This is a genomic window from Halosimplex rubrum (assembly GCF_013415885.1).
Taxonomy (GTDB): domain Archaea; phylum Halobacteriota; class Halobacteria; order Halobacteriales; family Haloarculaceae; genus Halosimplex; species Halosimplex rubrum.
Genome location: NZ_CP058910.1, coordinates 1,373,362 through 1,398,211 on the forward strand (window position 1 = coordinate 1,373,362; position 24,850 = coordinate 1,398,211).

Genomic DNA, 24,850 nt, shown 5'->3' on the forward strand with positions numbered 1-24,850 from the left:
AGACGCGCTAACAGGTTTCCGTATGGACGAGACCCTCCGCGAGCGACTCGCGGCCGACGAGGCGCTCGCCGACGCCGCCGCCGTCGTCCTCGACCGCGCCGAATCGGGCGACGGCACCGTCTCCTGGACCGACGTGAGCGGTGCCGTCCCCGCCGAACAGTGGGGGCGATTGCTCGAATCCGAAGTACTCGTCGCGACGGACGCCGGCTTCGTCGTCGACGACCCAGACGCCGTCCGGGCAGTCGTCGACGACCGCGACGCCGCCGGGAGCGAGGTCAGTGACGCCGCGGACAGCGCCGACGCGGACGACGACGCCGACGCCGGCTGCTGGTCGGCCGCCGACAAGCTTGCCGGCGTCGCCGCGCTCGGACTGATGGCCAGCTACCAGGTGCCGGTGGCCCGGGATACCATCGGGAGCACCGCGGACATCTTCCTCGGCCCGGTCGAGGCCGCCCTGCCGTTCGGGGCGACGATCGCGCTGCTGGCGGTCGCGACGACGGTCGTCTCCACGACGCTGCGGCGCCGGCTGATGGACGGCAACCCGCAGGAAGCCGCACAGGAGCGGCTGCAGACCGTCAAAGAGCGGCTCGACGCGGCACGCGAGCGCGGCGACGACGAAGCGGTCGAACGGTTGCAGTCGCGCCAGCAGGAGCTGATGCTGGAGCAACTGGGAGCGATGAAGCGGATGGTCCGGCCGATGGTCTACGCGATGCTGGTCACGGTCCCGGTGTTCCTGTGGATCACGTGGCTGACCGTCAACCCCGCCGCGGCGATCACGCCGGCCGCGCAGGTGTTGCCGATCGCCGGCCGCGTCGTCTGGACGGCTAAGCTGGTCGGGCCGCTGCAGGTCTGGACGGTCTGGTACATCGCCTGCTCGATCCTCTCGAACGTCGCGGGCAAGCGCGTCGCGAAGAGAGTCGGGCCGAAGATCTCGAACTACCGGTCGGTCGTCTGACCGGCGAACGCAGTATCGCGGTACCGAAACCGGAATTTTGCGGCCGTGAACGGCTCTTCTCTCGTATTTTCTTCGTATCTGTCCGACTGGTGTCGGGGATTCGAAGTGGCGAGCACACCGGCGAAACGACTATCGGTAAGACCATCGTATCACGTGCGTATGTCCGAAGCGACCACGGGAACCGACAGGGAGGACGAGATCGTCACGGTGAATTTCAAGATCACCGAATCGTTTCTCGACGAGATCGACGGCACCTGGCAGGGTCGCGGGTTCAACAGCCGGAGCGAGTTCATCCGCTACACGCTCCGCGACGCGGTCGAGCATCCGACGTTCGAGCGGGACGAACTCGTCGCGCTGCTCCGGGCGGAGGAAGATGTCCGCGAAGGACGGACGATGAGCGCCGACGAGGCGCGCGAGCGGTTCGGAACGGACGATGAGTGACGAGTGGGCATGGGAACTTTCCTCGACGGCACAAGACGATCTCGCTGCGTTCTCCCCCGACGAACAGGATCGTATCCTCGACAAGCTCGACGAGGTCGTCGACTCCCCGTGGCGTGACCCGCCTGACTACGGAGAACCGCTGCAGAACAGCCCGTACAAGAAGATCCGCGTCGGCGGATTCCGTCTCTCGGTGTCCTTCGGGCGGGACGAACGGCGACTGGTCGTGGCTCGGATCAAGCGCCGTGGCGGCGCGTACAGCGCCGACGAAGACTGAATCCCGCGCTGTCTCGCGTGGTCGCAGGCGTTACTCGTGGCCGATGATCGGCTGCGGTTCGTACGGTTCTTCGAGGTAGGCCACGTCCGACGCCGACAGCGAGATCTCCAGCGCCTCGACGGCCTGTTCGAGGTGTTCGACGCTCGTGGTGCCGACGATGGGCGCGTCGACGTAGTCGTTCTGGAACTGCCAGGCCAGGGCGATCTGGGCCATCGTCACGCCGTGGTCGGCGGCGAGTTCCTGTACGCGCTCGTTGATCTCCCGCCCGCCGCCGCGCTCGTACTCGGGCGTCGGGTTGTGGAAGTTCTCCGGGTCGCCTCTGTTGGTGCGCTCCAGCTCGTCGAACGGGCGAGCGAGGAAGCCCTGGCCCAGCGGGCCCCACGGGACGACGCCGATGTCCTCCTTGTCGCACAGGGGCAGCATGTCGCGCTCCTCCTCTCGGTAGGCGACGTGGTAGTGGTTCTGCATCGTCTCGTAGCTGAGGAGGTCCTCGCGCTCGCTCGTCTGCAGTTGCTCGGCGAGGTCGTGGGTCCACATCGAGGAGGTGCCGGCGTGGCGGATCTTCCCCCGTCGCTGGGCGTCCGTCAGCGCCCGTAGGGTCGTCTCCGGCGGCGTGTTCGGGTCGACGCGGTGGGTCTGGTACAGATCGATGGTGTCGAGGCCGAGGCGGTCGAGCGAGGCGTCGAGTTCCTGCTCGATGGTCTTGCGGGAGAGGCCCGAGGCGTTGGGCGTGTCCTCGCCGACGGGGAACCGCACCTTCGTGGCGACGACGTGGTCGTCGCGGTCGTAGCCCGAGAGGGCGTCGCCGAGGATCTCCTCGCTCTCGCCGTCGGAGTAGGCGTTGGCGGTGTCGAAGAAGTTGACGCCCAGGTCGATGGCGCGCTCGATGACCTCCCGACCGTCCTCCTCGTCTAACATCCACGGCTCCTCGCTGCCGAAGCTCATGCAGCCGAGACAGATCTGCGAGACCTCCATCCCGGTCGAGCCGAGTGTGGTGTACTCCATGCTCGGCTCTCGGGAGTTCCCACGCAAAAGGCTGGCCCTCGCGGCTCAGGGTTCCGGGATCCGCTCCCCGGGATCCGTGTGCGGACAGGCGGCCGAACGGGGCTCAGTCGCCGGCGGCGGCGTCGGGGCGGTAGTCGCGACTGACCACCTTCCAGGTGCCCGAGCGATAGCGGTAGTAGGTGACGACCGCGGGGACCGCCATCTCGGCGAGGATGGCGACGTACAGCGCGGTCTGTCCGATGGAGGGCACGGCGACGCCGAGGTAGGCGATGGGGAGCGCGAACAGGTACAGCCCGGTCAACTGGGCGTAGAAGGGCCAGCGCGTGTCCCCGCTGGCGCGCAGGGGACCGGTCGAGCCGCCGTAGACGCCGCTGAAGAGGACGCCGAAGCAGGCGACGCGAATGAAGGTGACGACGGTCGGCAGGATCGACGGGTCGTCGACGAACACGCGGCCGATGGGGCGGGCGAGGACGAACACACCCACGGCGATGACGGCGTAGCAGGCCAGCGAGAAGCGGATGATGTCGTGGGCCCAGGCGCCGGCGTCGTCCTCGTCGTCCTGGCCGAGCGCCTGCCCGACGAGGCTGGACGACGCCATGCTGAACCCCCAGTTGGGCGTGTCCATCAGCGCGCGGACCCGCATCGCGACGACGTAGGCGGCGACGACGTTCGGGCCGAACAGGCCGACGATGTACAGTTTGGGGAACTGGCCGCCGCTGCGGGCGAGGTTGGTCCCGATCAGCGGCGTCGCCATCTCCACGAGGTCGCCCAGTAGCGACCGGTCGAGGTGGGGGCCCGACAGGGGGATCTGCACGGGGAACTCGCCGATGCCGGGGAGGCCGCCGCGGGCGAGGCCGACCGCGAACGCGACGGTCACGAGCGCGTTCGAGAGGGCGGTCCCGACGGCGGCGCCGACGACGCCCCAGCCGAACCCGAAGATGAGCACTGCGTTGATGAGGATGTTGAGCGCGGCGCCGCCGCCGCGGAGGATCATCGGCGTCCAGGCGTCGTCGGCGCCGACGAGCGCGCGGCTGCCGATGAGGTTCAGCGCCGCGAACGGGACGCCGAGCGCGACGACTTCGAGGTAGTCGGCGCCGAAGGCGACCGCGGCGTCGCCGGAGCCGATGAGCGCGATCAGCGGCTCGGCGAGGAACCAGTAGACGGCGATCAGCGGGACGGTGATCGCGACGGTCAGCAGCGCGCTGGCCTTCACGGAGAGGGCGAGTTCCTCGTAGGCGTCGGCGCCGAAGCGCTGGGAGACGAGGCCGATGGTCCCGCCGGCGACGCCGCCGCCGAGCGCGAACGCGAGGCCCCAGAAGGGGCTGGCGTAGCCGACGCCGGCGATGGCGGTCGGGCCCAGCGCGATGCCGACCATCGCCACGTCGGCCGTCGAGCGGGACATCCGCGCGAGGCCGGTGACGATGCGCGGCCACGCCAGGTCGGTCGCCCGTTCGACGCGCTCGCGGTCGATGATACCGGCGCGAGCGACGATCGACCCGACCCAGAGGAGCAGCGCGCGGACGGGGTTGTACCGGGACCAGGACACGGGGACCCGTCTACGCTCTACCGTGAAAACGGTTTAGAAACGGGATCGACCCGCCGAGACCGGCGCCCTCTGGCGGCGAGTCGACAGCGTTATCGGCGGCGATGTCGATCCCCGGACCGATATCGCCGTGCAGACACTCGACGCCCTCGGGTCGATCCCCTCGGTGTTCCTCTCGTCGGTCGCCCCGCCGCTGTCGATCGCCGCCGCCGGCCGGTCGACCGCCGTCCTGTTCGTCCTCGTCCAGAACCTGCTGTTGTACACCGTCGGCGTCTACCTCCTCAGCCGGGGCGGCGACGGGAACGACCGGGTTGCGCTCGGCCGCGTCGCCCGCCAGCCGGTCGTCTGGGCGCTGGTCGCGGCGGGCGCGGCGGTCGCGCTCGGCGTCGTCCCACCGGCGGGCGGCACGGCGATGGACACGCTCCGGCTGGTCGGGAACGCGTCGATCCCCGTCTTTCTCGTCGTCCTCGGTCTGCAGGTCGAGTCGATGGACCTGGGCGCCACCGTCCGCGAGACGCTGCCGACGGTCGGATTGAAACTGCTCGTCGCGCCCGTCGTTGCCGTCGGGATCGCGGCGCTCGTCGACATCGGCGACCCGACCGTGACCGCCGCGTTCGTCGTCCTCGCCGCCGGCCCCTCGGCGGTCATCCCGCTCGTCCTCTCCATCGAGTTCGGGGACGACGAGGTGAGCGACCCGACCGCCGACGGATCGGCCGTCTCGACCGCCGACTACGTCGGGACGGTCGTCTTCCTCACGATCCTCGGGAGCCTCCCCGTGGTCACCGGACTGGTCCTGCTCGCGGAGCTGGGCGTCCTCGGCTGAGCGGCGGCCGGCGACGGTCGACGGCGGTGACCGGTCCGGCTACACGTCGACGGCGTCGCCCACCGCGGGCGCCGTCGCGTCGAAGCCGTCCGCGCGGAGTTCGTCGGCGAACGCCTCGCAGCGGTCGCCGTGGTTGACGAGCACCGCGGCGTCGTGGTAGTCGTCGAGGAACTCCAGTATCCCCTCGCGGTCGGCGTGGGCGGAGAAGTCGTAGGACTCGACCTGGGCGGCGACGGGCATCCGCCGGCCGTCGATCTCGGCGCTGCCGGTGTCCAGCAGGTCCCGGCCGGGCGTGCCCTCGACCTGGTAGCCCGTCATCGCGACCTTGTTCGTCGGCGACCCGCGGATCGCGGGGATGTACGTCATCGCGGGGCCGCCCGAGAGCATCCCGCTGGTGGTGACGATGACGGTGTTGTCTTCGGCGATGCGCCGGCGCTGGCCGTCGCGACCGTCGACGAAGCGGGCCGCCGACTTGGCCCGCCCGAGCGCGTCGGCGTCGCGGACGAACTCGGGATGGCGGCGCAGCATCTCCGTCACGCGCTTGCCCATCCCGTCGACGTAGCAGTCGATGTCGTGGGCCTCGCAGATCAGCAGTATCTCCTGGGTGCGCCCGATCGCGAACGCGGGGACGACGACGGTGCCGCCCTGCCACACCGTCGTGCGCAGGCTCTCGGCGAACCGGTCCTCGATGGCTCCCCGGTCCTCGTGGGTCACGTCGGAGTAGGTCGACTCGCAGATGACGGCGTCGGCGTCGGGGCGGGCGGTCGTACCCGACACGAGCCGTTGGTCGCCCGTATGGAAGTCGGAAGAGTACAGCAGTCGCGTCTCGCCGTCGTCGGACTGCGTCCGACTGCCCGAGGTGCTTCGCACCTCGCTGTCGTCGACGAGGACGTGGGCGCTGCCGGGGATGTGGCCGGCCTCGTAGAACGTGATCTCGTAGCCGGCGGCCTCGAACGGCTCCCGGTAGCCGTGGGTCTCGGAGACCTGGGTGACCCTCCGGACCTCCGTCTCGGTGAACGGGCAGTCGTAGGTGCCGCCGTGGAGTTTCAGGGTGTCGCGGGCGAGCGTCAGCGCGAGTTCCCGCGTCGGTGGCGTCCAGTGGATCGGCGGCCGACGGTCCCCCGAGCACAGCGACGGCACCGCGCCGACGTGGTCGAGGTGGCCGTGCGAGACGACGACCGCCTCGGGTTCGATGTCGTCGACCGGAAACCGGGGCGGGTTGCCGGTCAACAGCCCGTAGTCCAGCAGGAGTCGGTCGTCGATCAGGATCGCGCTGCGACCGACCTCGCGGGCGCCGCCCAGGAACCGGACGTTCATCGCCCGCTTCTACCGCCCTCGGCCGCTTGGGTCCGTCGGTTCGCGGCCGCTTCGCGGAGTCGGTCGGTCCGTCCGCCGCCGCTCGGCGCCCAAATATCATTTCCGATACTACAAAAACGACTTCGAATGCATGTTTCTAAACCGCTATCTTCTCGGATATCGGGGAATCTACCTGTCGTATCTGTTAACCGAGTCTCAATATTGATTCCACAGCGAGAATTCTTTAGTCAGTACGCGTATCAGGTAGGGTATCGTGGTCTCGGAGACTGTCTACGTCGGGGTGGTGGCGCTCTCGACGGCGCTCGCCGTGGCGGTCGCGGTCTGGTTGTGGAACGAGGAGATGAACCTGCAGGGGCAGCTGTTCGTCGGGATCGTCGGCGTCTACGCCGTGTCGGGCCTGCTGGTGATCGGCGAGCTGCTGGCGCCGTGGCGGTCGTGGATGTTCGCGATGTTCAACTTCGAGGCCGCGCTCACGGGCTTTCTCCCGCTGCTGTGGTTCCTGCTCATCCTGGAGTACACCGGCTACCTCCGCCGGATCCCCCGACCGGCCGTCTACGCCCTGGTCGGGTGGAACGTCGTGGTCGGGGTACTGGAGATAACCAACCCGACCCACGACCTGATCTGGAGCGGATACGCGGTCGCCACGTCGCCGTTCCCGCACGTCCAGGCCGAAGGAACGGCACTCGCCGCCGTGGTGCTGCTCCCGGGGTCGATACTGTACTACGCGGCGGTCGCGTTGCTGGGCGCGCACCTCCTGGTCGGACCGCGCGTCGCTCGCAAACAGACGGCCGCGCTGCTGGTCGGCTACCTCCCGACGTTCGCGATCTTCACGCTGTGGTTCGGTGGCGCCGTCCCGGGGCCGCTGACCGGCGCGCTCGTGATCGGGTCGCCGCTGATCCTCGGCGTCGTCGCCTGGGCCGTCTTCCGCCACCAGCTGTTCGACCTGGCGCCGCTGGCGCGGGAATCGGTCCTCGAAGTCCTCGACGACGCCGTCGTGGTCGTCGACCGCGACCGCCGCCTGCTCGACTACAACGCGGCGGCCGTCGAGACGTTCGGCGCTCTCCCCGACCACGAGGGTGAACCCGTCGAGCGACCCCTCCCCGAACTCCGCCCGGTCGACGGGCCCGACGGCGACCGCGACGGGGACCCGGTGACCGGCGACGCCCCGGTCGTCGACCGCGGGGACGGGACCGCGGCCGCCGTGGGCGAGCCCGACCCGCGCGGCGATCCGACCGAGGTGGCCCCGTCGAACGGGACCGACGACTCTCCGTTCGTCTCGACGTTCACGCGGTTCGAGGACGGCGAGGTCAGGGAGTACGACGTGACCGTCTCGCCGCTGGAGGTGCGGGGGTCTGTCGCGGGGTACACGCTGGTGTTGCGGGACGTGACCGAGCGGCGCCAGCACGTCCGCGACCTCGAACAGCAGACCACCCAACTGGAGCAGTTCGCGGGCAGGCTCAGTCACGACCTGCGGAACCCGCTGAACGTCGCCTTCGGGCGGGTCGAACTCGCGCGCGAACGGCACGACGACGAGCACCTCGCGACGGCGAGCGACGCTCTCGAACGGATCGAGGGGATCGTCGACGACACCCTCACGCTCGCCCGCGAGGGTCAGACAATCGACGAGCTCGAACGGGTCGACCTGGCGACCGTCGCCCGCGACGCCTGGGAGACCGTCGACACCGGCGAGGCCGAGCTGGTCGTGGAGCCCGACGCCGGCGTCCGGATCTACGCCGACGCGACGCGGCTGCAGTCGGTCTTCGAGAACTGCTACCGCAACTGCGTCGAACACGGCGGCGCGTCCGTGACGGTCACCGTCGAACGCTGCGACGACGGGTTCGTCGTCGCCGACGACGGCCCCGGCGTCCCGGCCGACGAGCGCGAGCAGGTGTTCGAGTACGCCTACTCCTCCGACGACGACGGGACCGGACTCGGGCTCGCCATCGTCGAGGCCATCGCCCGCGCCCACGGCTGGGCGGTCGAGATGGCCGAGAGCGACAGCGGCGGCGCGAGGGTCGTCTTCTCCGGCGTCGAGACGGTCGAGACGCCCATCGCCGGCGACGGCGGCCGCGTGGTCGTCGGCGGGGCGGACAACTGAGTCGGGCCCGGCGTCGGTGGGAACGCCCGCATCGACCACCGACCGCACTGCCCGTCGACTGCACTGCGCTTCGGCCGCCGTTCAGTCGTCGTCCAGGCTGGCGCGCTCGCGCTCGGCGGTCCGCTCGACGAACTCCTCGGGGAGCGCGTCGACCTCGCCGACCTGGACGCTCCAGAGGTTGGCGTACAGCCCGTCCCGTTCGAGCAGCTCCTCGTGGGCGCCCTGTTCGACGACGCGACCGTCGTCCATGACGAGGATCGTGTCCGCGTCCCTGATAGTCGAGAGCCGGTGGGCGATGGCGAAGGTCGTCCGCTCGGCCGTCAGGTTCTCAAGCGACTGCTGGATCAGGACCTCGGTCTCGTTGTCGACGTGGCTGGTCGCCTCGTCGAGGACGAGGATCTCGGGGTCCTCGAGGATGGCCCGCGCGATGGCGATCCGCTGGCGCTGGCCGCCCGAGAGCTTGACGCCCCGTTCGCCGACGGTCGTCTCGATGCCGTCGGGCAGGTCGGCGACGAACTCCATCGCGCCGGCCATCCCCAGCGCCTCGACGATCTCGTCGTCGGCCGCTTCCAGCCCGTAGGCGACGTTCTCCTCGATGGTGCCGTGGAACAGGTACGGCTCCTGGCTGACGTAGCCGACGTGGCTCCGCAGGCTCGACAGCGAGAGGTCCCGGATGTCCGTCCCGTCGATACTGATAGTCCCCTCGTGGGGGTCGTACAGTCGCATCAGCAGTTTGAGCAGCGTGGTCTTGCCCGCGCCCGTGGGACCGACGAGGCCGACGAAGTCGCCGGGTTCGGCGGTGAAGCTCACGTCCTCGACGGAGTCCTCCTCGGCCTCGGGGTAGCGAAAGCGCACGTCCTCGTACTCGACGAGGCCCTCCACGCCGTCCAGGTCGACGGCGTCGTCGTCCTCGTGGATCGTCGCCGGGTCGTTCATCAGCCCGACGACCCGTTCCGCCGCCGCGAAGGCGTAGCGGTAGTTGTTGACGACGTTGCCGAACTGCCGCATCGGCCAGAGGAACCGTCGGGACCACAGTAGCATCGTCGTGAGCGTCCCGAGCGCGAGCGTGCCCGAGAACGGACCGGGCGCGCCAAAGAGGAGCCAGTAGCCGCCGACGAGGAAGGTGATCACGTAGCCGAAGCCGGTGATGATCCTGAGCGACGGGAAGAACTTGATCCGCGTCGAGATGGCGTCCCAGTTGGCGTCGAGGTAGTCCTCGGAGGCGGACTCGACGCGGTCGCGCTCGAAGGACTCCCGCCCGTAGGACTTGACGACCTCGATGCCGCCGATGTTGTTCTCCAGCCGGGAGTTGAGCGCCCCGACCGACCCCCGCACGCGGCCGTACTTCGGGCCGATCCGCTGGACGAACACGTAGCTCGCCAGCGCGAGGACGGGGATCGACAGCAGCGCGACCAGCGCCAGCTGGGCGTTGAGCCAGATCATCAGCGCGCCGGTCCCCACGACGAGGACGCCGATCCGGATGCCGGCGTTGAGGTCGTTGGTGAGGAAGCTCTCCAGCTGGTTCACGTCGTTGTTGAGGATGGACATGATCTCCCCGGTCTGTTTCGAGTCGAAGAAGCTCATGTCCAACCGCTGGACCACGTCGTAGGTGTCGACGCGCACCTCGTGTTGGAGGTGCTGGGCGAAGCGGTTCCACGCCCAGGAGTTGACCCAGTTCAGCGTCGCCGTCAGGACGTAGATGCCCGCCACGAGCCCCACGGCGAACCAGAACTGCCCCTCCGTCCCGTTCGGAATCACCGACGCCGGCAGGAGGGGGAGCCTGAACGCCTCGTCGCCGGCGAACAGCGAGTCGATGGCGACCCCGAGGACGAGCGCCGGGATCAACTCGAGGAAGCGAGCGATGACGCTCGCGACCGCACCGAGCGCGAACTCTCCCTTGTAGCCGCGCCCGTACTCCGTGAATATCTGCCACATCGGCCGCTCGGCAGCATCCCGGAGGTCCTCGAAGGCGTCGGCGTCGTCGTTCCCGCCGGAGAAACCCCATGACATAGCACCGCATAACGACCGCCCGGTTAAATAACTAACTCTCGTGTTAGTCGCGCGGCCCGCCGGACGCGGTTCGAACCTCCCAGCGGCGCGGAAGGTTTTTGCCCGCGGCCGGCAACACGTCGGTATGGCTTCCGAGGTGGACGTGCAGGGGGACACGCACCAGGAGATAATGGGCGCCACGTATCACGCCCTCTGCAAGCACGGCTACGCCCACCTCACGATGCAGGACATCGCCGACGAGTTCGACAAGAGCCGCTCGCTGCTGCACTACCACTACGACACCAAAGAGGAGCTGATGCTCGCGTTCGTCGACAACACGGTCGGCTGGGTGGGCGCGCGCCTCGCCGAGTCCGACACGGAGGACCCGCTGGGCCGGCTGGAGGAGTACGTCGACGGCTTCGTCATCGAGCCCGGCGAGGAGGACCGCGAGACGTTCGCCCTGGCCCTGCTCGAACTGCGCGTCCAGGCCGTCCACAACGAGCAGTTCCGCGAGAAGCTGGCGACCCACTACCAAACGAACATCGACACCGTGGCCGAGATCATCGCCGACGGCGTCGACGCGGGCGTCTTCCGCCCGGTCGATCCCGAGGAGATCGGCGAGACCATCTACACCGCGCTCGTGGGTGCCCGGATGTACCAGGTGACGCTCGGCGCCGGCCACGCCAGCCGGCGGATGCGCGACGAGATCGCCGAGTTCGTCGTCGACGACCTGCTCGTCGACGGCCGCGCGGTCGCCGAGTTCAACGTCGAGGACGCCGGGTTCGGCAAGGACGACGGCGACGACGACGACGACCGCGGGACCTAACGCCCCGGGCCGCAAACGACCGACCATGAAACGCGCCGACCTCGACTTCGAGGGCTTTTTCGACGTGCGCCAGACGACCGACGACGCCCAGGTCGCCCAGATGACGCTCTCGCCCGGCCAGTCGACCGGCGGGCCCGACAACCGCCACGCCGACAGCGACCAGTGGCTCTACGTCGTCTCGGGGTCGGGCCGCGCCACCGTCGACGGCGAGGACGTGCGCTTCGAGGCCGAGGACCTCCTCGTGATCGAGGCCGGCGAGACCCACGAGATCGAGAACGACGGCGACGAGCCCCTGGAGACGCTCAGCTTCTACGTCCCGCCGATCTACTGAGTCGACGGCTGCCGGCGACCGCGAGGGCGACCGCCACGCCGCCGACCGCGCCCGAACTTCCGCGACCAGCAGGGTCAAACGCCGACGGCCGTAACGTGGACCCATGCCAGTCGACGACCTCCCGCGACTCGGGCTTGGGACCTACTCCGACGACGACCGCGAGCAGTGGCGCGAGAACGTCCGGACCGCCCTCGACGCGGGCTTTCGCCACGTCGACACCGCACAGGTCTACGAGAACGAACGGTTCGTCGGCGAGGGGCTGGCCGACAGCGACGTGGCCCGCGACGACGTGTGGCTCTCGACGAAGACCGTCCACCACGACGTGCCGCCCGACCCGGAACAGGTGCCCGCGGCCATCGACGGCTGTCTCGACCGCCTGGGCGTCGACGCCGTCGACCTGCTGTACGTCCACTGGCCCTCGGGGGTCTACGACCACGAGGAAGTCCTCCCGGCGTTCGACGCCGCCTACGAGGCCGGCAAGACCCGCCACGTCGGGCTGTCGAACTTCACGCCGGAGCTCCTCGACGAGGCTCGGGAAGTGCTGGACGCGCCCCTCTTCGCCCACCAGGTCGAGATGCACCCGCTGCTCCCCCAGGAGGAACTGGTCGCGTACGCACAGGCGCACGACCACTGGCTGGTCGCCTACTCGCCGCTGGGGAAGGGGGCGGCGCTGGACGTACCGGAGATCCGCGATGTCGCCGAGAAACACGACGCGACGCCGGCGCAGGTCAGCCTCGCGTGGGTGACCAGCCACGACAACGTCGCCGCCATCCCGAAGGCCAGCAGCCGCGAACACATGGCACAGAACCTCGCCGCCCGCGACCTCGACCTCGACGACGAAGATTTCGAGTTGATCGACTCCATCGACGAGCGCCACCGGGAGATCGACGCCGACCACGGTCCCTGGAACTGGTAGGCGCCCGTCCGCGAGCGCCACACGATAGGCCAACCACTACGTCGCCGCGCCCCGAGGTTCGATCCATGACAGCCGAGCCGTTCGTCGTGATCGGTGGCGACGCCGCCGGGCTGAGCGCCGCGAGCAAGTGCAAACGGGAAGCCCCCGACCGCGAGGTGGTCGTCTTCGAGAAGGGCCGGTGGGTCTCCTACGCCCACTGCGGGACGCCCTACTACGTGAAAGGCGAGATCGACGCGCTGACCGACCTCCTGTCGCTGTCGCCGACGGCGATCGACGACCGGGGGATCGACCTCCGGCGCGAACACGAGATCACGGGGGTCGACACCGACGAGCGGACCGTCACGGTCCGCGGCCCGGACGGCGAGGCGCGCGAGCAGTCCTACGGCGACCTGCTGGTCGCGACCGGCGGGCACGCCCTGACCGGGCCGATCGACGGGACCGACCTCCTCGGCGCGTTCTCGTTACACGGTATGGACGACGCGGCGGCGATCCGCGCGGCGCTCGAACCCGCTGGCGAGGCGACCGTCGAATCGCTAGGCGGCGGGGAGTTCCTCGACCCGTCGGTGATCGAGCCCTACGCCGACCGGACGCCCCCCGAGACGGTCGCCATCGTCGGCGGCGGCTACGTCGGCGTCGAGATGGCCGAAGCGTTCGTCGCTCACGGGCTCGACGTACACGTCTTCCAGCGGGGCGAGCACGTCCTCGGCCCCTTCGGCGAGGCCGTCGGCGAGCGCGTCGGGACCGAACTGCGCGACCGCGGCGTGACGCTCCACCTCGGCGAGACGGTCGAGCGACTGGCCGGCGACGAGCGCGTCGAACGGCTGGAGTGCGCCGGCGGGACCGCCCTGGACGTCGATCTGGCGCTGGTCGGCGTGGGGATCGAGCCGAACGTCGGACTCGTCGCGGACACGCCGGTCGAACTCGGCGATTCGGGCGCGGTCGCGGTCGACGACTACGGCCGCACGGCCGTCGAGAACGTCTACGCGGCCGGCGACTGCGCCGAAGCGCGCCACGCCGTCACCGGGGAGTTCGACTGGGTGCCGCTCGGCCTGACGGCCAACCGCGCGGGCCGCGCGATCGGGCAGACGGTCGCCGGCGACCCGAAACCGACCGGCGATATCGCGGGGACGGCGGTCGTCAAGGCGTTCGACCGGGAGTGCGGCCGAACCGGCCTCGTCGACCATGAGCGGGCCGAAGCGGCGGGGTTCGACCCCGTGAGCGAGACGGTCACGGACGCCTCGCGGTCGGGCTACTACCCCGGCGCGGCGGAGACGGTCGTGACGCTGACGGCCGACCGCGAGACGGGGCGGCTGCTCGGTGGGACCATCGTCGGCACCGACCGCGCGGCCGTCCGGATAGACACCGTCGCGACCGCGCTGGAGGGCGACATGACCGTCGACGAGGTCGAGACCCTCGATCTGGCCTACGCGCCGCCGTTCTCGCCCGTCTGGGACCCCGTCCTGACGGCCGCGAAGGTACTGAACGGGTCGCTCGACGACTGACCGCTCGACGCGTCCGAAGAGTGACCGCGGTGGAGCGCGGTCGTCGCGTCAGTCCGCGGCGCTCGCGGCCCCGTCGCTCGCGTCTTCGGCGGTCTCCGACGCCAGCGCGTCGAAGTCGTAGGCGACGCCGGTCAGGTCCTCGGAGACGGTCCACAGCCGCTCGGCGAGGTCCGCGTCGTAGGAGCGGTCGTTCGAGCGCTGGGGCTCGGGGTGGCCGCGCATGTCGAACAGGCCGCCGGGACCGATGTACGAGCCGCCGTCGACGCCGGGCGCGGTCGCGGCGTAGGCCAGCGGGAGCGCGCCCATCTCGGCGGACTGGCCGAGGACGGCGTTGGCCGCCCGCATCGCGTACAGCTTCACCGTCGACCCCTCCTCTCTCGGGCCGCGAGCCTGCAGCGAGGTGTCGGCGTAGCCGGGGTGACAGGCCGCCGATGTCGTGTCGTCGATACCGGCCGCCGAGAGCCGACGCTGGAGTTCGTAGGCAAAGAGGAGGTTCGCGAGCTTCGACTGGCCGTAGGCCTCCCACTTGCCGTACGACTCCTCGTGGTGGAGGTCGTCGAAGTCGATCTCCCCGCCCTGGTGGGCGCCGCTGGAGTGGGTGACGACCCGCGTCTCGCCCGGCGTCTCGACGATCCGCTCTACGAGGTGGGCCGTCAGCGCGAAGTGGCCGAGGTGGTTGACGCCGAACTGCGTCTCGAAGCCGTCGGCGGTCTCCGACCGGGGGACCGCCATCACGCCGGCGTTGTTGCAGAGGACGTGGATCCCCTCGTAGTCGGCCAGCAGGCCGTCGGCGAACGACTCGACCGACGCGAGGTCGCCCAGATCGCACTCGCGCACGTCGAGGGCGGTCTCGTCGGCGGGGAACCCCTCGCGCCGGCGGATATCGGCGGCCGCCCGCTCGCCGCGGTCGGTGCTGCGACAGGCCATCACGACGGTCGCGCCCTTCCGGACGAACACGCGGGTCGCCTCGAAGCCGAGGCCGCTGTTGGCCCCGGTGACGACGATCGTCTGCCCCGATAGGTCCGGCACGTCGGCGGCGGTCCAGTTGCTCATACCCATCGTGCGGGCGCCACCTACTCAAGCCCGGCGCCAAACGACTGGGGGGGGGGGGGGGCCCGCCGGATCGGGCCGGCGGCGACGGTGCCGCCGTCGGCCCCCGACTCAGTCGGTGCCTTCGGCCGGCGTCTCCGCCGGGTCGTCGACGACCCGGACGGTGGTCAACAGGGCGACGATCCCGACCGTGAGGACCGCGCCGAAGACGAACGGCGACCAGTAGACGACGACGGCGTACAGCGCCGTCATGACCGGCGGGCCGACGGTCCGCCCGAGGCTGCCCGCCCCCTGCGTGACGCCGAAGGCGCCGCCCTGGCGGTCGGCGCTGGTCGCCAGCGAGACCAGCGTCGTCAGCGAGACGTTCAGCAGGCTATTCCCGAGCGACAGCAGCGTCAGCGCGCCCAGCAGCGCGACCACCCGCGGGCCGAACCCGAAGACCGCCCGCTCGCCCAGCAGCGCCCGGCCGATCTCCGGGGAGAACGGGAAGGCGGCGAGCGCGACGACCAGCAGCGCGGCGCCGGCGACGGCGAGCCGCCGGGCGGGGACGACCCGGGCGAGCCGGCCGACGAGGACGCCCTGGTTGACCACCGCGAGCGCGCCGACGTAGGTGAGCAGGAGTCCCGCCTGCGAGGCGTCGTAGCCGTACACGTCCGCGACGTATGGGATGAACGCCACCTGGATGCCCGAGAAGGCGACCGAGGCGACGAGAAAGGCGCCGACGAGCGGGCCCAGCGTGGCGTCGCGGACGGCGTCGACGAACTGGCCGACGACTCGCGGGCGGCCCCCGCTCCCGACGTGGCGGTCGGGTTCGGGCAGGAATCGCCACGTCCCGAGGAAGGCGACGAAGCTCAGGACCGCGGCGCCGAAGCTCGGCAGCGAGAAGCGCGTCGCCGGGACGAACCCGGGGAAGACGCTCGCCGCACCGGCGACGACGCCGTCGCTGGCCAGCACCGACCCCAGCGCCGGACCGAAGACGAACCCCAGTCCGAAGGCGGCGCCGATCAGGCCCAGCGCGCCCGCGCGGCGGTCGACGGGCGTCACGTCGGCGATGTACGCCTGTGCGGTGGCGATGTTGCCGCCCATCGCACCGGCGAGCATCCGCGCGAGAAACAGCGTCGCCAGCGCCGCGGTCGTGCCCGCGACCGTCTCGACCTCGCCGCCCAGCCCGAAGACGACCCAGGCGACGGTGTTGGCCAGAAGCGAGAGCATGAGGACCGGCCGCCGGCCGCGGGCGTCCGAGAGCTGGCCCAACAGCGGCGCGAAGACGAACTGCATCAGCGAGTACGACGCCGCCAGCAGGCCGTACACCACGTCGGTGCCGCCGAGATCGCGGACGTAGAACGGGAGGATCGGGATGACGATCCCGAACCCCAGCAGATCGATGAACACGACCGCGAGAACGGCGACGAGCGCCCGCCGCCGCCCGGCGACCGACGCCCCCACGGCGCGAGGGTCCAGCACGCTCGCTCGTTCGGTGCGTGTCGGGGAATAGCTAGGGGCGGTCCCCAGCTCGCCCCTGGCTCGCCGCTCGCTCCCGGTACGCCGTTTGCCCCCTCAGTCCCCGCGAGCGTCGGCGACGGTCCCGGCGAGGTCGCGGGTCGCCGCTTCGGGGTCGTCGGCGCCGGTGACCGCGGTGATGACCGCGACGCCGTCGGCGCCCGCTTCGACGATCGGCGCGGCGTTGTCGGCGGTGACGCCGCCGATCCCGACGACCGGGATATCGACGGCCGCGGCGATCTCGCCGACGCGCTCGGGGCCGATCTCGTACTCGTCGTCGTCGATGTCGTCCTTCGAGCCCGTGGCGTAGACGGCGCCGACGCCGAGGTAGTCGGCGCCGGCCCGCTCGGCGCGACGGGCGTCCTCGACGAACGACACGGACCGGCCGATCAGGGCGTCGGGCCCCAGCTGGTCGCGGGCGACCGGGACGGGCAGGTCGTCGTCGCCGAGGTGAACCCCGTCGGCGTCGACCGCGTCGGCGAGGTCGACCCGGTCGTTGACGACGAACGCGACGCCCGCCTCGCGGGTGAGCGTCCGGAGTTTCCGGCCGAGGTGATAGCGCTCGCGGGCGCTCCGGTCTTTCTCACGCAGTTGCACGACGTCGACCCCGCCGGCGACGGCCGCCTCGACGACCGCTCGCGTCGTTCGGTCCCCCGAGAGACTCTCCTGCGTGACGAGATACACGCCCCAGTCGGTCATTGACGACGACTCCGAGCCCACCTACCTGTTACTTTCGAACCGTCTCCCCGACCGACACGTCGGGGACCGCCGGACGGGACGGGGCGAACACGCCGTCGGAGCGCGCTCGGGCGGCGACTCGCGCCGGCTTCGCCGCCGCAGTCACTCGGTGTCCCACACGTCGGCGACGGGGTTGGACTTCGACTTCGAGCGCCGGGAGCGGCGGTCGCTCCGAGAACTGCCGCTACTGCCGTCGTCGCTCGACCCGGACCCGGAGGCCGACGCGCCCGAGGCCCCAGACGAACGCTCGCCGGACCCCGTCGAGTCGGACGACCGGGAACGAGCGGACGCGCCGGACGAGCCCGACCCGGTCGCGGCCGTGGCGTCCGCGGCGGGGAGATCGGGCCGACTCATCCGGTCGACCTGCTCGGCGAACCAGTCGGGCATGTCGACGCGGGCGCGCTCGAACAGGTCCAGCAGCGAGGAGTCGGCGAGGTAGGTCGCTCCGTGATCGTCTGGCGCTCGCACCGGGCGGCCGCAGGCCTGGATCACGGTCCGCAGGGCGGTCCGGTAGTACCAGCCCCACTGGTCGTCCTCCAGCCGAGCGGCCACGCGCGAGTCGCGGGTGTTCGGATACGGCGCCTTACACAGGAGCTGCCAGCGACACAGATCGCCTTCCAGGTCCAGCGCTTCCTCCATCTTCACCGAGAGGAACACGTCGGGGTCGTCGATCCGCTTCCACGTCGACAGCTGGGCGTCGCGGTCCTCGGAGTCGTGGCTGCGGACCCGCGAGTCGACGCCGAACTCCCGCAGGTGGGCCTGGAGCTGGTCCTGGATGGCGTAGGAGTGGCAGTGGACCAGCCCCTTCTCGTCGGGGTGGGCGGCCATGATCCGGACCAGAACCTCCGCGACCCGGGGGATCGTCTCGTCGCGGGCCTCGTAGGTCATCTTCCCCTGGGTCACGTCGTACAGCGGCCGGTTCTCGACGGGGAAGGTGTGGGGGACTTCGACGAGTTCGACGCGGTCGGGCGCGAGCCCGACGTTGGCGCAGAAGGCGTCCTTGTTGAGGATCGTCGCCGACAGCAGCGCGAAGTTGCTCGCGCGGTCCCAGACGGTGTGTTTGAGGTACTTCTCGGGCGCCATCGGCTTGATCGTCACGCGACTCCCCTCCCCGCCGTTCTGGTCGACGACCCAGGTGGTCCCGCTCTCGTCGTCGCGGTAGTCCTCGGCGAACCACGAGAGGTCCGACTGCAACTGGACGAGCTTGTCGCGCTCGGCGGCCTCCTCGGGGTCGAGTTCGGCCTGCTGGCGGACCTCCGTCAGTCGGCGGCCGGCCATCGTGTGGAGGGTGTCGGCGTAGCTGACGGCGTCGTCGAGGCCGTCGACGGCGGGCGGTTCGCAGGCGTCCCAGATCGGGACGGTGTCGGGACCGAGGTCGATGGTGGCGTACATCTCGGCCCAGTTGCCCAGGCCGTGGGCCTCGTCGACCACGAGCACGTCGCGCTGGCCGAACACGTCCGAGCCGGCGGTCTGCATGAAGTACGCGAGCGTCATCGCGGCGATGCGGTTGTTCGCGGCGATGGCGCGGTCGGAGAAGTACGGACAGCGGTGCTGGACCTGGCAGTCGAACATGCGCTCGCGGGCGCAGGGCGCCTGGTCGACCGGGGTGTCGGTCTCGCCGGGGAGGATGCAGTCGTAGTTGTTCTTCCCGCGGATCACTTTGAGGTCGGTCAGCAGGTCGTCGCGGGCGACGTCGTCCAGCTGGGAGACCTGCGGAGTGGTGTAGTAGGCGTCGATGGGCTCGCCGGCCTCGCTCTCGCCGGCGGTCCTGGCGCAGCCGGCGATGGCGCGGGCGAGCAGGGACTTGCCGCTGCCGGTCGGGGCGCGCACGAGGACCACGTCGTTGTCGGCCTCGAAGGCGTCGCGGATGTCGCGCAGGGCCTGCTCCTGCGCGCCGCGGTAGGACGGCGCCGGAAATTCGTCGAAGATCCGACCGGGTTGCACGCCCGATCCAACCGGTGCCGGGAGCGTAAAACTGCCGGAAGGCCCGGGACCGGAATCGGCGACGGTGTCGGACGGCAAGTATTTACCACCGCGCCGGAAAACGCGACGACGATGACATCCCCGCGACGACGCTTCCTCCGACAGAGCGCCGCTGCCCTCCTGGCCGGCGCGACGGCCGGCTGTCTGAGCGACGGCACGACCACGACCGACGGCCCCGGCGGCGCCGGGACCGGGACCGACACCGACGCGGCGACGGACGCCGCCACACCGACCGCGACCGGGACCCCCGAGCCGACGGCGACCCCGACCGACACCGAGACCGCCACGCCGTCCCCCGAGGCGCTCGGCAACGCCGACTACGCCGAGTGGCTGCCGGCCCCGGCGGCGTTCGGCCGCGACGGCTACGGCTTCACCTCGCTCGCGCCCCGGGACATTCTCGCCCACGAGTCCAACCTCGGCGACGGCGCCACGGACGGCCTGCGAGGCGACCCCGGCGTGCCGGGTATCGACTCCTACGCCGCCGCTTCCGGGTTCCACCGGCTCCGACCCGGCGTCCTCGTCTTCGAGGGCGATCTCGACCGCGAGACGGCCGTCGGCGACTTCAGGGCGCTCGGGCTCACCGAGGCCGAGACGAGACACGGGTTCGCGCTGTTCACCGGCGACCGGGGCGCGGCGGCGCTGGCCGACGCGGCGGTCGTGCTGGCGATGGGTACCGGCGACCCCGACGCGGCCCGCTCGGTCGTCGAGGCGGTGGTGGACGCGAAGGCCGGCGCCGGCCCCCGCTACGTCGACGCCGTCGCCGACTGCGAGCGCCTGACCGCGGCGGTCGGCTCGGCCCAGCTCGTCAGCGGCCGGACCTACGCCGCCGAGGCGAGGCTGGACGGCGCCGTCGCCGGCGGGATCGGGATCGAGATCGGCGAGCGCGAGACCCGCGTCCGGGTGCCCGCCGTCTTCCCCGAGGGCGAGGTCGACGAGGCGGTGCTGGCCGAGTGGGCGGCCGACGCCGGCGTGTTCTACGGACAGTCGGCCGAGACGACCGTCGACGGCCGGGTCGCGACCGCGCGGGCGACGGTGCCCAGCGCCGAGGTCGAGACCTTCGGAACCGGGTCGTTCCCCGGGTCGCGCCGGACCGCTCCCCGCACGCCGCAGGCCATCTTCGGGCTCGAGTACGAGGCGACCGGCGACGGCGTCGGGACCCTGGAGATCACACACGAGGGCGGCGATTCGATCCCGAAGGCCCAGTTGTCTCTCCGCGGTGCGGGCTTCGCCGACGTCGAGGGCGCCGACCAGACCGCGGCTGGACAGTGGCGAGGGACCGCCAGCGGCGACGACGAGGCGGTCGTCGCCGGGGACTACGTGACGGTCGGCGCCGCCGGCGACTACGAGATCAGCGTCGTCTGGGAGTCCGCCGAGGGTGACGCGTCGGCGACGCTCGACGAGGGGTCCGGTCCCGACGCCTGAGACCGGCCCGCCGACCGCAGGACCGTCGCCCGCTCCCGTGACGCTTCCACCATCAAATTCGCAATTATTTTACACGCAGTCGGGGAACACGGGTTCGATGCAGGAGACGCGACGGAGTGTGCTGAAGCGCGGGGGAGCAACGATCGCGGCATTGTCGGCGCTGTCGGGCTGTCTCGGTATCGGCGGTGGCGGAACGCCGACCGAAGCGCCGGACCGCGACGGGGGCGGTGGCGACGACGAGAGCGACGACGGCGGCGGTGACGCGAGCGAGTCCACGCCCACCGGGACGCCGACGGCGACGCCGACGGCGGCCCGGCCCGAGACGCCGGTGAGCACGCTGACGCGGTGGATGCCCGACCCGTCGCTGCTCGACCAGACCGAGGAGTCGGGCTACGCCTTCCTCGGGATGGCGCCGCGGGCGCTGGGCGAGTTCGAGGGCGCGCTCGGTTCGGGCGCGCTGCAACAGTTCCAGGGGCGATACCCCATCCCGGGCGTCGGGACCTTCGGCGAGCAGCGGGCGCTGTTCCGGTTCGCCCGGACGGCGTCGGTGCTGCTCGGCGACTTCGACCGGACGGTCGTCGAGGACGGTCTCCGCCAGTACGGCTTCGAGGCGGGAGAGGCCTCCCGCGGGTTCCGCTTCTTTAGCCCCGGCGACCCGCGAGCGGCGGCGGTCCGGGACGGCATGCTGGTCACCGCCGGCGCCGTCTCCAGCGAGGACACGACCGACAAGAAACCGGTCGTCGAGGCCATCGTCGACGCGCGGACGGGCAACGCCGACCGCTACGTCGACGCCGCCCCCGACTGCCGACGACTCCTCGGATCGATCGGCAGCGCGCACGTCCTCGAAGGTCGCACCCACGGGACCGGGGAGACCTTCGAACGGGGCCTCGGCGAGGGGACGGGGTATCACGTGGCCGAAGGCGAGACGCGCGTCCGGGCCGCCGCGCTGTTCACCGAGGGCAACGCCGACCGCTCGGCGATGGCCGACTGGACCGGGAGCGCGGACGCGTTCCTCGGCGGCGAGCCGACGCTCCGGACCGACGGACGGGCCGTCACCGCGACGGCGACGGTCCCGACGGGCGACGTGACCGAGTTCCCGGGCGGGTTCCCCGGTCCGTCGATCGAACGGGACTCCGGGTCGGGCGGCCCGCCGACCGTCGCCTTCGGTTTCGACTACGAGTCGACCGGCGACGGCGACGGCGTCGGCGTCGGCGTGCTCACGATCACCCACGACGGCGGCGACGCGGTCCCCCGCGAGGCCGTCCAGATCCGCGGAAGCGGCTTCGCCGAGGTCGACGGCGTCGACCAGACGGGGACCGGGGTCTGGCAGGGTTCGGCCGGTGGCGAGGGCGGATCCCTGACGGCCGGCAACGCCGTCGCGGTCGGGGTCGCCGGCGACTACGAGATAGCCGTCGTCTGGCGGCCGCCGGACGCCGACCGCTCGGCGACGCTCGCGACGGACGAGGGGCCGGACGCCTGATCCGGAGCCGACGGGTCGAGTCCCCGGGGGCCGACCTCGCCCTCGCGGCGTCCCTACAGGTCGGCCACGTCGTCGGCCGTCGGCTCGCGCTCGTCGGGGAGCCGTTCGATGCAGTCGTAACAGAGGAGGTGGTCGGAGCCGTCGGCGAGTTCGAGCGCCAGCCCGTCGGTCGTCGACTTCTCCGTGGTCCAGATGTTCGCGATGCCGCCGGCGATGCTCACGTCCTCGCCGCAGCCGTCGCATGGCCGGGTCGTCATACCCGCCGTACGGGAGGGACCGGCAAAAGCGACGCGGGCCGTTCGCCGCCGAACCGCCGAAGCCGGCGCCGACGCGTCGGGACCGGCCGGCCGCGACCGTCGTCGCGGGGTCGTCGCCGGCGTTCTCGGGTGTCCGTTCACACGTGACACGACCCGTCCACTTATCATCGGGTAGGGGTAACAGGTACACCGAACTCCGATCCCACATGTACGGTCCACCGGTCGTGCTGTACGTCGGGCCCGACGCGGCGGCGGTCGCCGACGCCTGGGCCGAGTCCGGCGACGGCCTCGTCGTCCGCGGGGCGGCTCCCGAGACCGACGTAGCGGAGCGACTCGCCGAGGACGGGGTCGACGCGGTCGTCTGCGACTGCGACGGGTCGTTCGACGGCCGGGCGACGGTCGAGGCGGTCCGCGACTCGTCGTCGCTCCCCGTCGTCGCCCTCTCGGTCGGCGACGCCCTGCCGCTGGCGGCCGCGACCGACCTGGGCGTCGAGAGCTACCTGCAGGTCGACGCCGACACCGACCGCGTCGAGTTGCTGGCGGACCTGCGCCCGCTGATCGAGCGCCGCCGCGAGGCCCGCCGCGAGTCGACGATGCTCGCCTCGCTGCTGGAGAACGTCCCGCTGTCGGTGTACTTCAAGGACCGCCAGAGCCGCCACGTCCGGGTCAGCGACGAGATGCCGCGGCTCAGCGGCCCCTCGTATCTGGAGAGCCCCGACGGGAAGCGCCACCACGCGCCCGCGGATGTCGTCGGGAAGACGGACTTCGACCTGTATCCGTCGGCGCTCTCGGAGGGCGCAGTCGCCGACGACCGTCGCGTCGTCGAGACGGGCGAGTCGGTCGACGACCGGCTGGAACACGCCTACGGCGACGACCTGGAGGAGAGCTACGTCACCACCTCGAAGGCGCCCTGGCGCGACGAGCACGGGACGGTGCTCGGGGTCGTCGGGGTGACCCGCGACATCACCGAGCGCAAGCGCTACGAGAACCAGCTCGAACGCCAGAACGAGCGGCTCGAACGCTTCGCGAGCGTCGTCTCCCACGACCTGCGCAACCCGCTGGAGGTCGCGCTCGGTCGGCTGGAGTTCGCTCGCGAGGACGGTGACGACGAGCACTTCGACGCCGTCGAGCGGTCGCTCCACCGGATCGACGACCTCATCGAGGACGTGCTGACGCTCGCCCGCGAGGGCGAAGCGGTGAGCGACCCCCGACCGGTCGACCTCGCGGCGGTGGCCCGCGCGGCCTGGGGCGTCGTCGAGACCGGGGACGCGACGCTGACCGTCGAGACCGACGCGACGCTGCTGGCCGACGAGAGTCGCCTCCAGCAGCTGCTGGAGAACGTCGTCGGCAACGCCGTCGAGCACGGTGGCGACGGCGTGACGGTCACGGTCGGCGACCTGGGCGAGCGCCGGGGCTTTTTCGTCGCCGACGACGGCCCCGGGGTTCCCGAGGACGAACGCGAGGCCGTCTTCGACCCCGGCTACTCGACCGACGACCAGGGCACGGGTCTGGGCCTGAGTATCGTCCGAACGATCGCGGAGGCCCACGGCTGGGAGAGCGAGGTGACCGACAGCGAGTCCGGCGGGGCGCGTTTCGAGTTCGGCGACGTGAACGGCGACGGCCTCGCCGATTCCCGCGCGGACGAGGGGACGGCGGACGAGGGGGCGACGGACGAACGGGCCGGCGCGGGCGACGACTGACCCGAGATCCCGCCGGCCGCTTCGTGTGCGTTCAGCACAGGTACCGTACGTATCACGCCGGCCGCCACCGAGCGACCGTCAGCGAGGGGCTCTCCGTCGAAACAAGCGGGTTCGTACGCGTATCTCCCGCGGCGCGCCGTCACCACTCCTTGCAGTCCGGACAGACCAGCCCGTCGTCGCTCCGCCAGCGCCGTTCGCCCGTCTCGCCGCAGTTCGCGCAGGTCCCGCCGTCGCCGCTCCACGTGTAGGTCGCTTCGGCCGGCTCGACGGTCGCCGGGTCGACGCGGACACCGTCGCCGTCGGCTTCGACACTCCCTTCTGTGTCGTCGCCGTCGGCCCCGGTACTCACCTCTGTGTCGTCTCCGTCGGCTCCGGCGCTCACCTCTGCGTCGTCGCCGTCGGCCGCGACGCTCGAATCGGTCCCGGCGCTCGTATCGCTATCGTCGCCCTCCGTCTCGGCGTCGGCGTCGCTCGATTCGACCGTGTCGCTCGCCTCGACCGCGTCCTCCCCGGCGGATCCGTCTGTCGACTCCGCGGGCTGGTCGGACGACTCCGCGGGCTGGTCGGACGACTCCGCGGCGTCGTCTCCGTCGTCGTCGGCGTCCAGAAAGTCGTCGAGCGACCGGTCTCCCATGCGTCGTGGTGGTCGCTCGGCCCTCTTAGCGCTGGCGACCCGACCCGGGCCGCCGGGCCACCGCGA

22 protein-coding genes are annotated in these 24,850 nt (G+C 71.1%); 12 read left to right on the forward strand and 10 right to left on the reverse strand.

The annotated features are described in order from the left end of the window. Nucleotides 1–22: 22 nt before the first annotated feature. The 3 genes from HZS55_RS06760 (at nt 23) to HZS55_RS06770 (ending at nt 1,670) form a co-directional block, all read left to right on the forward strand. Nucleotides 23–955: a DUF106 domain-containing protein gene (locus HZS55_RS06760; protein WP_179910944.1), complete on the forward strand. Its 933-nt coding sequence runs from the start codon at nt 23–25 to the stop codon at nt 953–955. 159 nt (nt 956–1,114) lie between these two features. Beyond that, on the forward strand, nt 1,115–1,396 hold the full coding sequence (locus HZS55_RS06765) for a ribbon-helix-helix domain-containing protein (protein WP_179910945.1): 282 nt from the start codon (nt 1,115–1,117) through the stop codon (nt 1,394–1,396). Further along, nucleotides 1,389–1,670, forward strand: coding sequence for a type II toxin-antitoxin system RelE family toxin (locus HZS55_RS06770; protein WP_179910946.1), 282 nt, complete (start codon nt 1,389–1,391; stop codon nt 1,668–1,670). The genes HZS55_RS06765 and HZS55_RS06770 overlap by 8 nt, the downstream gene beginning before the upstream one ends. A gap of 30 nt (nt 1,671–1,700) precedes the next feature. Here HZS55_RS06770 and HZS55_RS06775 read toward each other — a convergent pair whose 3' ends face one another. After that, nucleotides 1,701–2,675 carry an aldo/keto reductase gene (locus HZS55_RS06775; protein ID WP_179910947.1) on the reverse strand — a complete coding sequence of 325 codons (975 nt, stop codon included), beginning with the start codon at nt 2,673–2,675 and terminating at the stop codon, nt 1,701–1,703. A gap of 103 nt (nt 2,676–2,778) precedes the next feature. Beyond that, nucleotides 2,779–4,221 carry an MATE family efflux transporter gene (locus tag HZS55_RS06780; protein WP_179910948.1) on the reverse strand — a complete coding sequence of 481 codons (1,443 nt, stop codon included), beginning with the start codon at nt 4,219–4,221 and terminating at the stop codon, nt 2,779–2,781. A gap of 127 nt (nt 4,222–4,348) precedes the next feature. On the opposite strand from HZS55_RS06780, the gene HZS55_RS06785 reads away from it, so the two are divergent. Continuing rightward, the gene (locus tag HZS55_RS06785; RefSeq protein ID WP_179910949.1) at nt 4,349–5,041 is read left to right on the forward strand and encodes an AEC family transporter; all 693 of its coding nucleotides are present in this window, start codon (nt 4,349–4,351) and stop codon (nt 5,039–5,041) included. 39 nt (nt 5,042–5,080) lie between these two features. Here the strand turns inward: HZS55_RS06785 and HZS55_RS06790 are convergent, their stop codons facing one another. Continuing rightward, nucleotides 5,081–6,358: an MBL fold metallo-hydrolase gene (locus tag HZS55_RS06790; protein WP_179910950.1), complete on the reverse strand. Its 1,278-nt coding sequence runs from the start codon at nt 6,356–6,358 to the stop codon at nt 5,081–5,083. A gap of 253 nt (nt 6,359–6,611) precedes the next feature. Here HZS55_RS06790 and HZS55_RS06795 point away from each other — a divergent pair, with 253 nt between their 5' ends. Continuing rightward, complete coding sequence (locus HZS55_RS06795) at nt 6,612–8,456, forward strand: sensor histidine kinase (RefSeq protein ID WP_179910951.1); 1,845 nt, start codon at nt 6,612–6,614, stop codon at nt 8,454–8,456. Between the two features lie 81 nt (nt 8,457–8,537). Here HZS55_RS06795 and HZS55_RS06800 read toward each other — a convergent pair whose 3' ends face one another. After that, nucleotides 8,538–10,466: an ABC transporter ATP-binding protein gene (locus HZS55_RS06800; protein WP_179910952.1), complete on the reverse strand. Its 1,929-nt coding sequence runs from the start codon at nt 10,464–10,466 to the stop codon at nt 8,538–8,540. A gap of 124 nt (nt 10,467–10,590) precedes the next feature. On the opposite strand from HZS55_RS06800, the gene HZS55_RS06805 reads away from it, so the two are divergent. The 4 genes from HZS55_RS06805 to HZS55_RS06820 all read left to right on the forward strand — a co-directional run bounded on the left by HZS55_RS06805 (nt 10,591) and on the right by HZS55_RS06820 (nt 14,020). Beyond that, complete coding sequence (locus HZS55_RS06805) at nt 10,591–11,271, forward strand: TetR/AcrR family transcriptional regulator (protein WP_179910953.1); 681 nt, start codon at nt 10,591–10,593, stop codon at nt 11,269–11,271. 25 nt (nt 11,272–11,296) lie between these two features. Next, nucleotides 11,297–11,602 carry a cupin domain-containing protein gene (locus HZS55_RS06810; RefSeq protein ID WP_179910954.1) on the forward strand — a complete coding sequence of 102 codons (306 nt, stop codon included), beginning with the start codon at nt 11,297–11,299 and terminating at the stop codon, nt 11,600–11,602. A 103-nt stretch (nt 11,603–11,705) separates the two neighbouring features. Beyond that, entirely contained in the window at nt 11,706–12,518 is an 813-nt protein-coding gene (locus HZS55_RS06815; RefSeq protein ID WP_179910955.1) for an aldo/keto reductase, read from the forward strand. Nucleotides 12,519–12,583: 65 nt separating this feature from the next. Continuing rightward, a complete protein-coding gene (locus HZS55_RS06820; RefSeq protein WP_179910956.1) occupies nt 12,584–14,020 on the forward strand; it encodes an FAD-dependent oxidoreductase in 1,437 nt (478 codons plus the stop codon). A 48-nt stretch (nt 14,021–14,068) separates the two neighbouring features. On the opposite strand, the gene HZS55_RS06825 is transcribed toward HZS55_RS06820, so the two are convergent. The 4 genes from HZS55_RS06825 to HZS55_RS06840 all read right to left on the reverse strand — a co-directional run bounded on the left by HZS55_RS06825 (nt 14,069) and on the right by HZS55_RS06840 (nt 19,252). Continuing rightward, nucleotides 14,069–15,073 carry an oxidoreductase gene (locus HZS55_RS06825; protein ID WP_179910957.1) on the reverse strand — a complete coding sequence of 335 codons (1,005 nt, stop codon included), beginning with the start codon at nt 15,071–15,073 and terminating at the stop codon, nt 14,069–14,071. A gap of 108 nt (nt 15,074–15,181) precedes the next feature. Next, nucleotides 15,182–16,534, reverse strand: a complete 1,353-nt coding sequence (locus HZS55_RS06830; protein WP_179910958.1) for an MFS transporter — start codon at nt 16,532–16,534, stop codon at nt 15,182–15,184. Between the two features lie 93 nt (nt 16,535–16,627). After that, nucleotides 16,628–17,269 carry a thiamine phosphate synthase gene (thiE, locus tag HZS55_RS06835; protein WP_179910959.1) on the reverse strand — a complete coding sequence of 214 codons (642 nt, stop codon included), beginning with the start codon at nt 17,267–17,269 and terminating at the stop codon, nt 16,628–16,630. A 141-nt stretch (nt 17,270–17,410) separates the two neighbouring features. Continuing rightward, nucleotides 17,411–19,252 (reverse strand): ATP-dependent DNA helicase, encoded by a 1,842-nt coding sequence (locus HZS55_RS06840; protein ID WP_179910960.1) that lies wholly within the window; start codon nt 19,250–19,252, stop codon nt 17,411–17,413. A gap of 111 nt (nt 19,253–19,363) precedes the next feature. On the opposite strand from HZS55_RS06840, the gene HZS55_RS06845 reads away from it, so the two are divergent. Both HZS55_RS06845 and HZS55_RS06850 read left to right on the forward strand, forming a co-directional pair. Then, nucleotides 19,364–20,713, forward strand: coding sequence for a hypothetical protein (locus HZS55_RS06845; protein ID WP_179910961.1), 1,350 nt, complete (start codon nt 19,364–19,366; stop codon nt 20,711–20,713). Between the two features lie 97 nt (nt 20,714–20,810). Next, nucleotides 20,811–22,193 carry a hypothetical protein gene (locus HZS55_RS06850; RefSeq protein ID WP_179910962.1) on the forward strand — a complete coding sequence of 461 codons (1,383 nt, stop codon included), beginning with the start codon at nt 20,811–20,813 and terminating at the stop codon, nt 22,191–22,193. 53 nt (nt 22,194–22,246) lie between these two features. Here the strand turns inward: HZS55_RS06850 and HZS55_RS06855 are convergent, their stop codons facing one another. Beyond that, nucleotides 22,247–22,450, reverse strand: a complete 204-nt coding sequence (locus HZS55_RS06855; protein ID WP_179910963.1) for a DUF7561 family protein — start codon at nt 22,448–22,450, stop codon at nt 22,247–22,249. A gap of 206 nt (nt 22,451–22,656) precedes the next feature. On the opposite strand from HZS55_RS06855, the gene HZS55_RS06860 reads away from it, so the two are divergent. Next, nucleotides 22,657–24,150 (forward strand): sensor histidine kinase, encoded by a 1,494-nt coding sequence (locus HZS55_RS06860; protein WP_179910964.1) that lies wholly within the window; start codon nt 22,657–22,659, stop codon nt 24,148–24,150. Between the two features lie 139 nt (nt 24,151–24,289). Here HZS55_RS06860 and HZS55_RS06865 read toward each other — a convergent pair whose 3' ends face one another. Then, nucleotides 24,290–24,784 (reverse strand): DUF7573 domain-containing protein, encoded by a 495-nt coding sequence (locus HZS55_RS06865; protein ID WP_179910965.1) that lies wholly within the window; start codon nt 24,782–24,784, stop codon nt 24,290–24,292. Between the last annotated feature and the right edge of the window lie 66 nt (nt 24,785–24,850).

Coding starts and splice junctions, on each gene's coding strand:
- HZS55_RS06810 (WP_179910954.1), top strand. CDS start 11,297: ATGAAACGCGCCGACCTCGACTTCGAGGGCTTTTTCGACGTGCGCCAG.
- HZS55_RS06820 (WP_179910956.1), top strand. CDS start 12,584: ATGACAGCCGAGCCGTTCGTCGTGATCGGTGGCGACGCCGCCGGGCTG.
- HZS55_RS06760 (WP_179910944.1), top strand. CDS start 23: ATGGACGAGACCCTCCGCGAGCGACTCGCGGCCGACGAGGCGCTCGCC.
- HZS55_RS06845 (WP_179910961.1), top strand. CDS start 19,364: ATGACATCCCCGCGACGACGCTTCCTCCGACAGAGCGCCGCTGCCCTC.
- HZS55_RS06825 (WP_179910957.1), bottom strand. CDS start 15,073: ATGAGCAACTGGACCGCCGCCGACGTGCCGGACCTATCGGGGCAGACG.
- HZS55_RS06775 (WP_179910947.1), bottom strand. CDS start 2,675: ATGGAGTACACCACACTCGGCTCGACCGGGATGGAGGTCTCGCAGATC.
- HZS55_RS06800 (WP_179910952.1), bottom strand. CDS start 10,466: ATGTCATGGGGTTTCTCCGGCGGGAACGACGACGCCGACGCCTTCGAG.
- HZS55_RS06855 (WP_179910963.1), bottom strand. CDS start 22,450: ATGACGACCCGGCCATGCGACGGCTGCGGCGAGGACGTGAGCATCGCC.
- HZS55_RS06815 (WP_179910955.1), top strand. CDS start 11,706: ATGCCAGTCGACGACCTCCCGCGACTCGGGCTTGGGACCTACTCCGAC.
- HZS55_RS06790 (WP_179910950.1), bottom strand. CDS start 6,358: ATGAACGTCCGGTTCCTGGGCGGCGCCCGCGAGGTCGGTCGCAGCGCG.
- HZS55_RS06865 (WP_179910965.1), bottom strand. CDS start 24,784: ATGGGAGACCGGTCGCTCGACGACTTTCTGGACGCCGACGACGACGGA.
- HZS55_RS06770 (WP_179910946.1), top strand. CDS start 1,389: ATGAGTGACGAGTGGGCATGGGAACTTTCCTCGACGGCACAAGACGAT.
- HZS55_RS06765 (WP_179910945.1), top strand. CDS start 1,115: ATGTCCGAAGCGACCACGGGAACCGACAGGGAGGACGAGATCGTCACG.
- HZS55_RS06805 (WP_179910953.1), top strand. CDS start 10,591: ATGGCTTCCGAGGTGGACGTGCAGGGGGACACGCACCAGGAGATAATG.
- thiE (WP_179910959.1), bottom strand. CDS start 17,269: ATGACCGACTGGGGCGTGTATCTCGTCACGCAGGAGAGTCTCTCGGGG.
- HZS55_RS06860 (WP_179910964.1), top strand. CDS start 22,657: ATGTACGGTCCACCGGTCGTGCTGTACGTCGGGCCCGACGCGGCGGCG.
- HZS55_RS06850 (WP_179910962.1), top strand. CDS start 20,811: ATGCAGGAGACGCGACGGAGTGTGCTGAAGCGCGGGGGAGCAACGATC.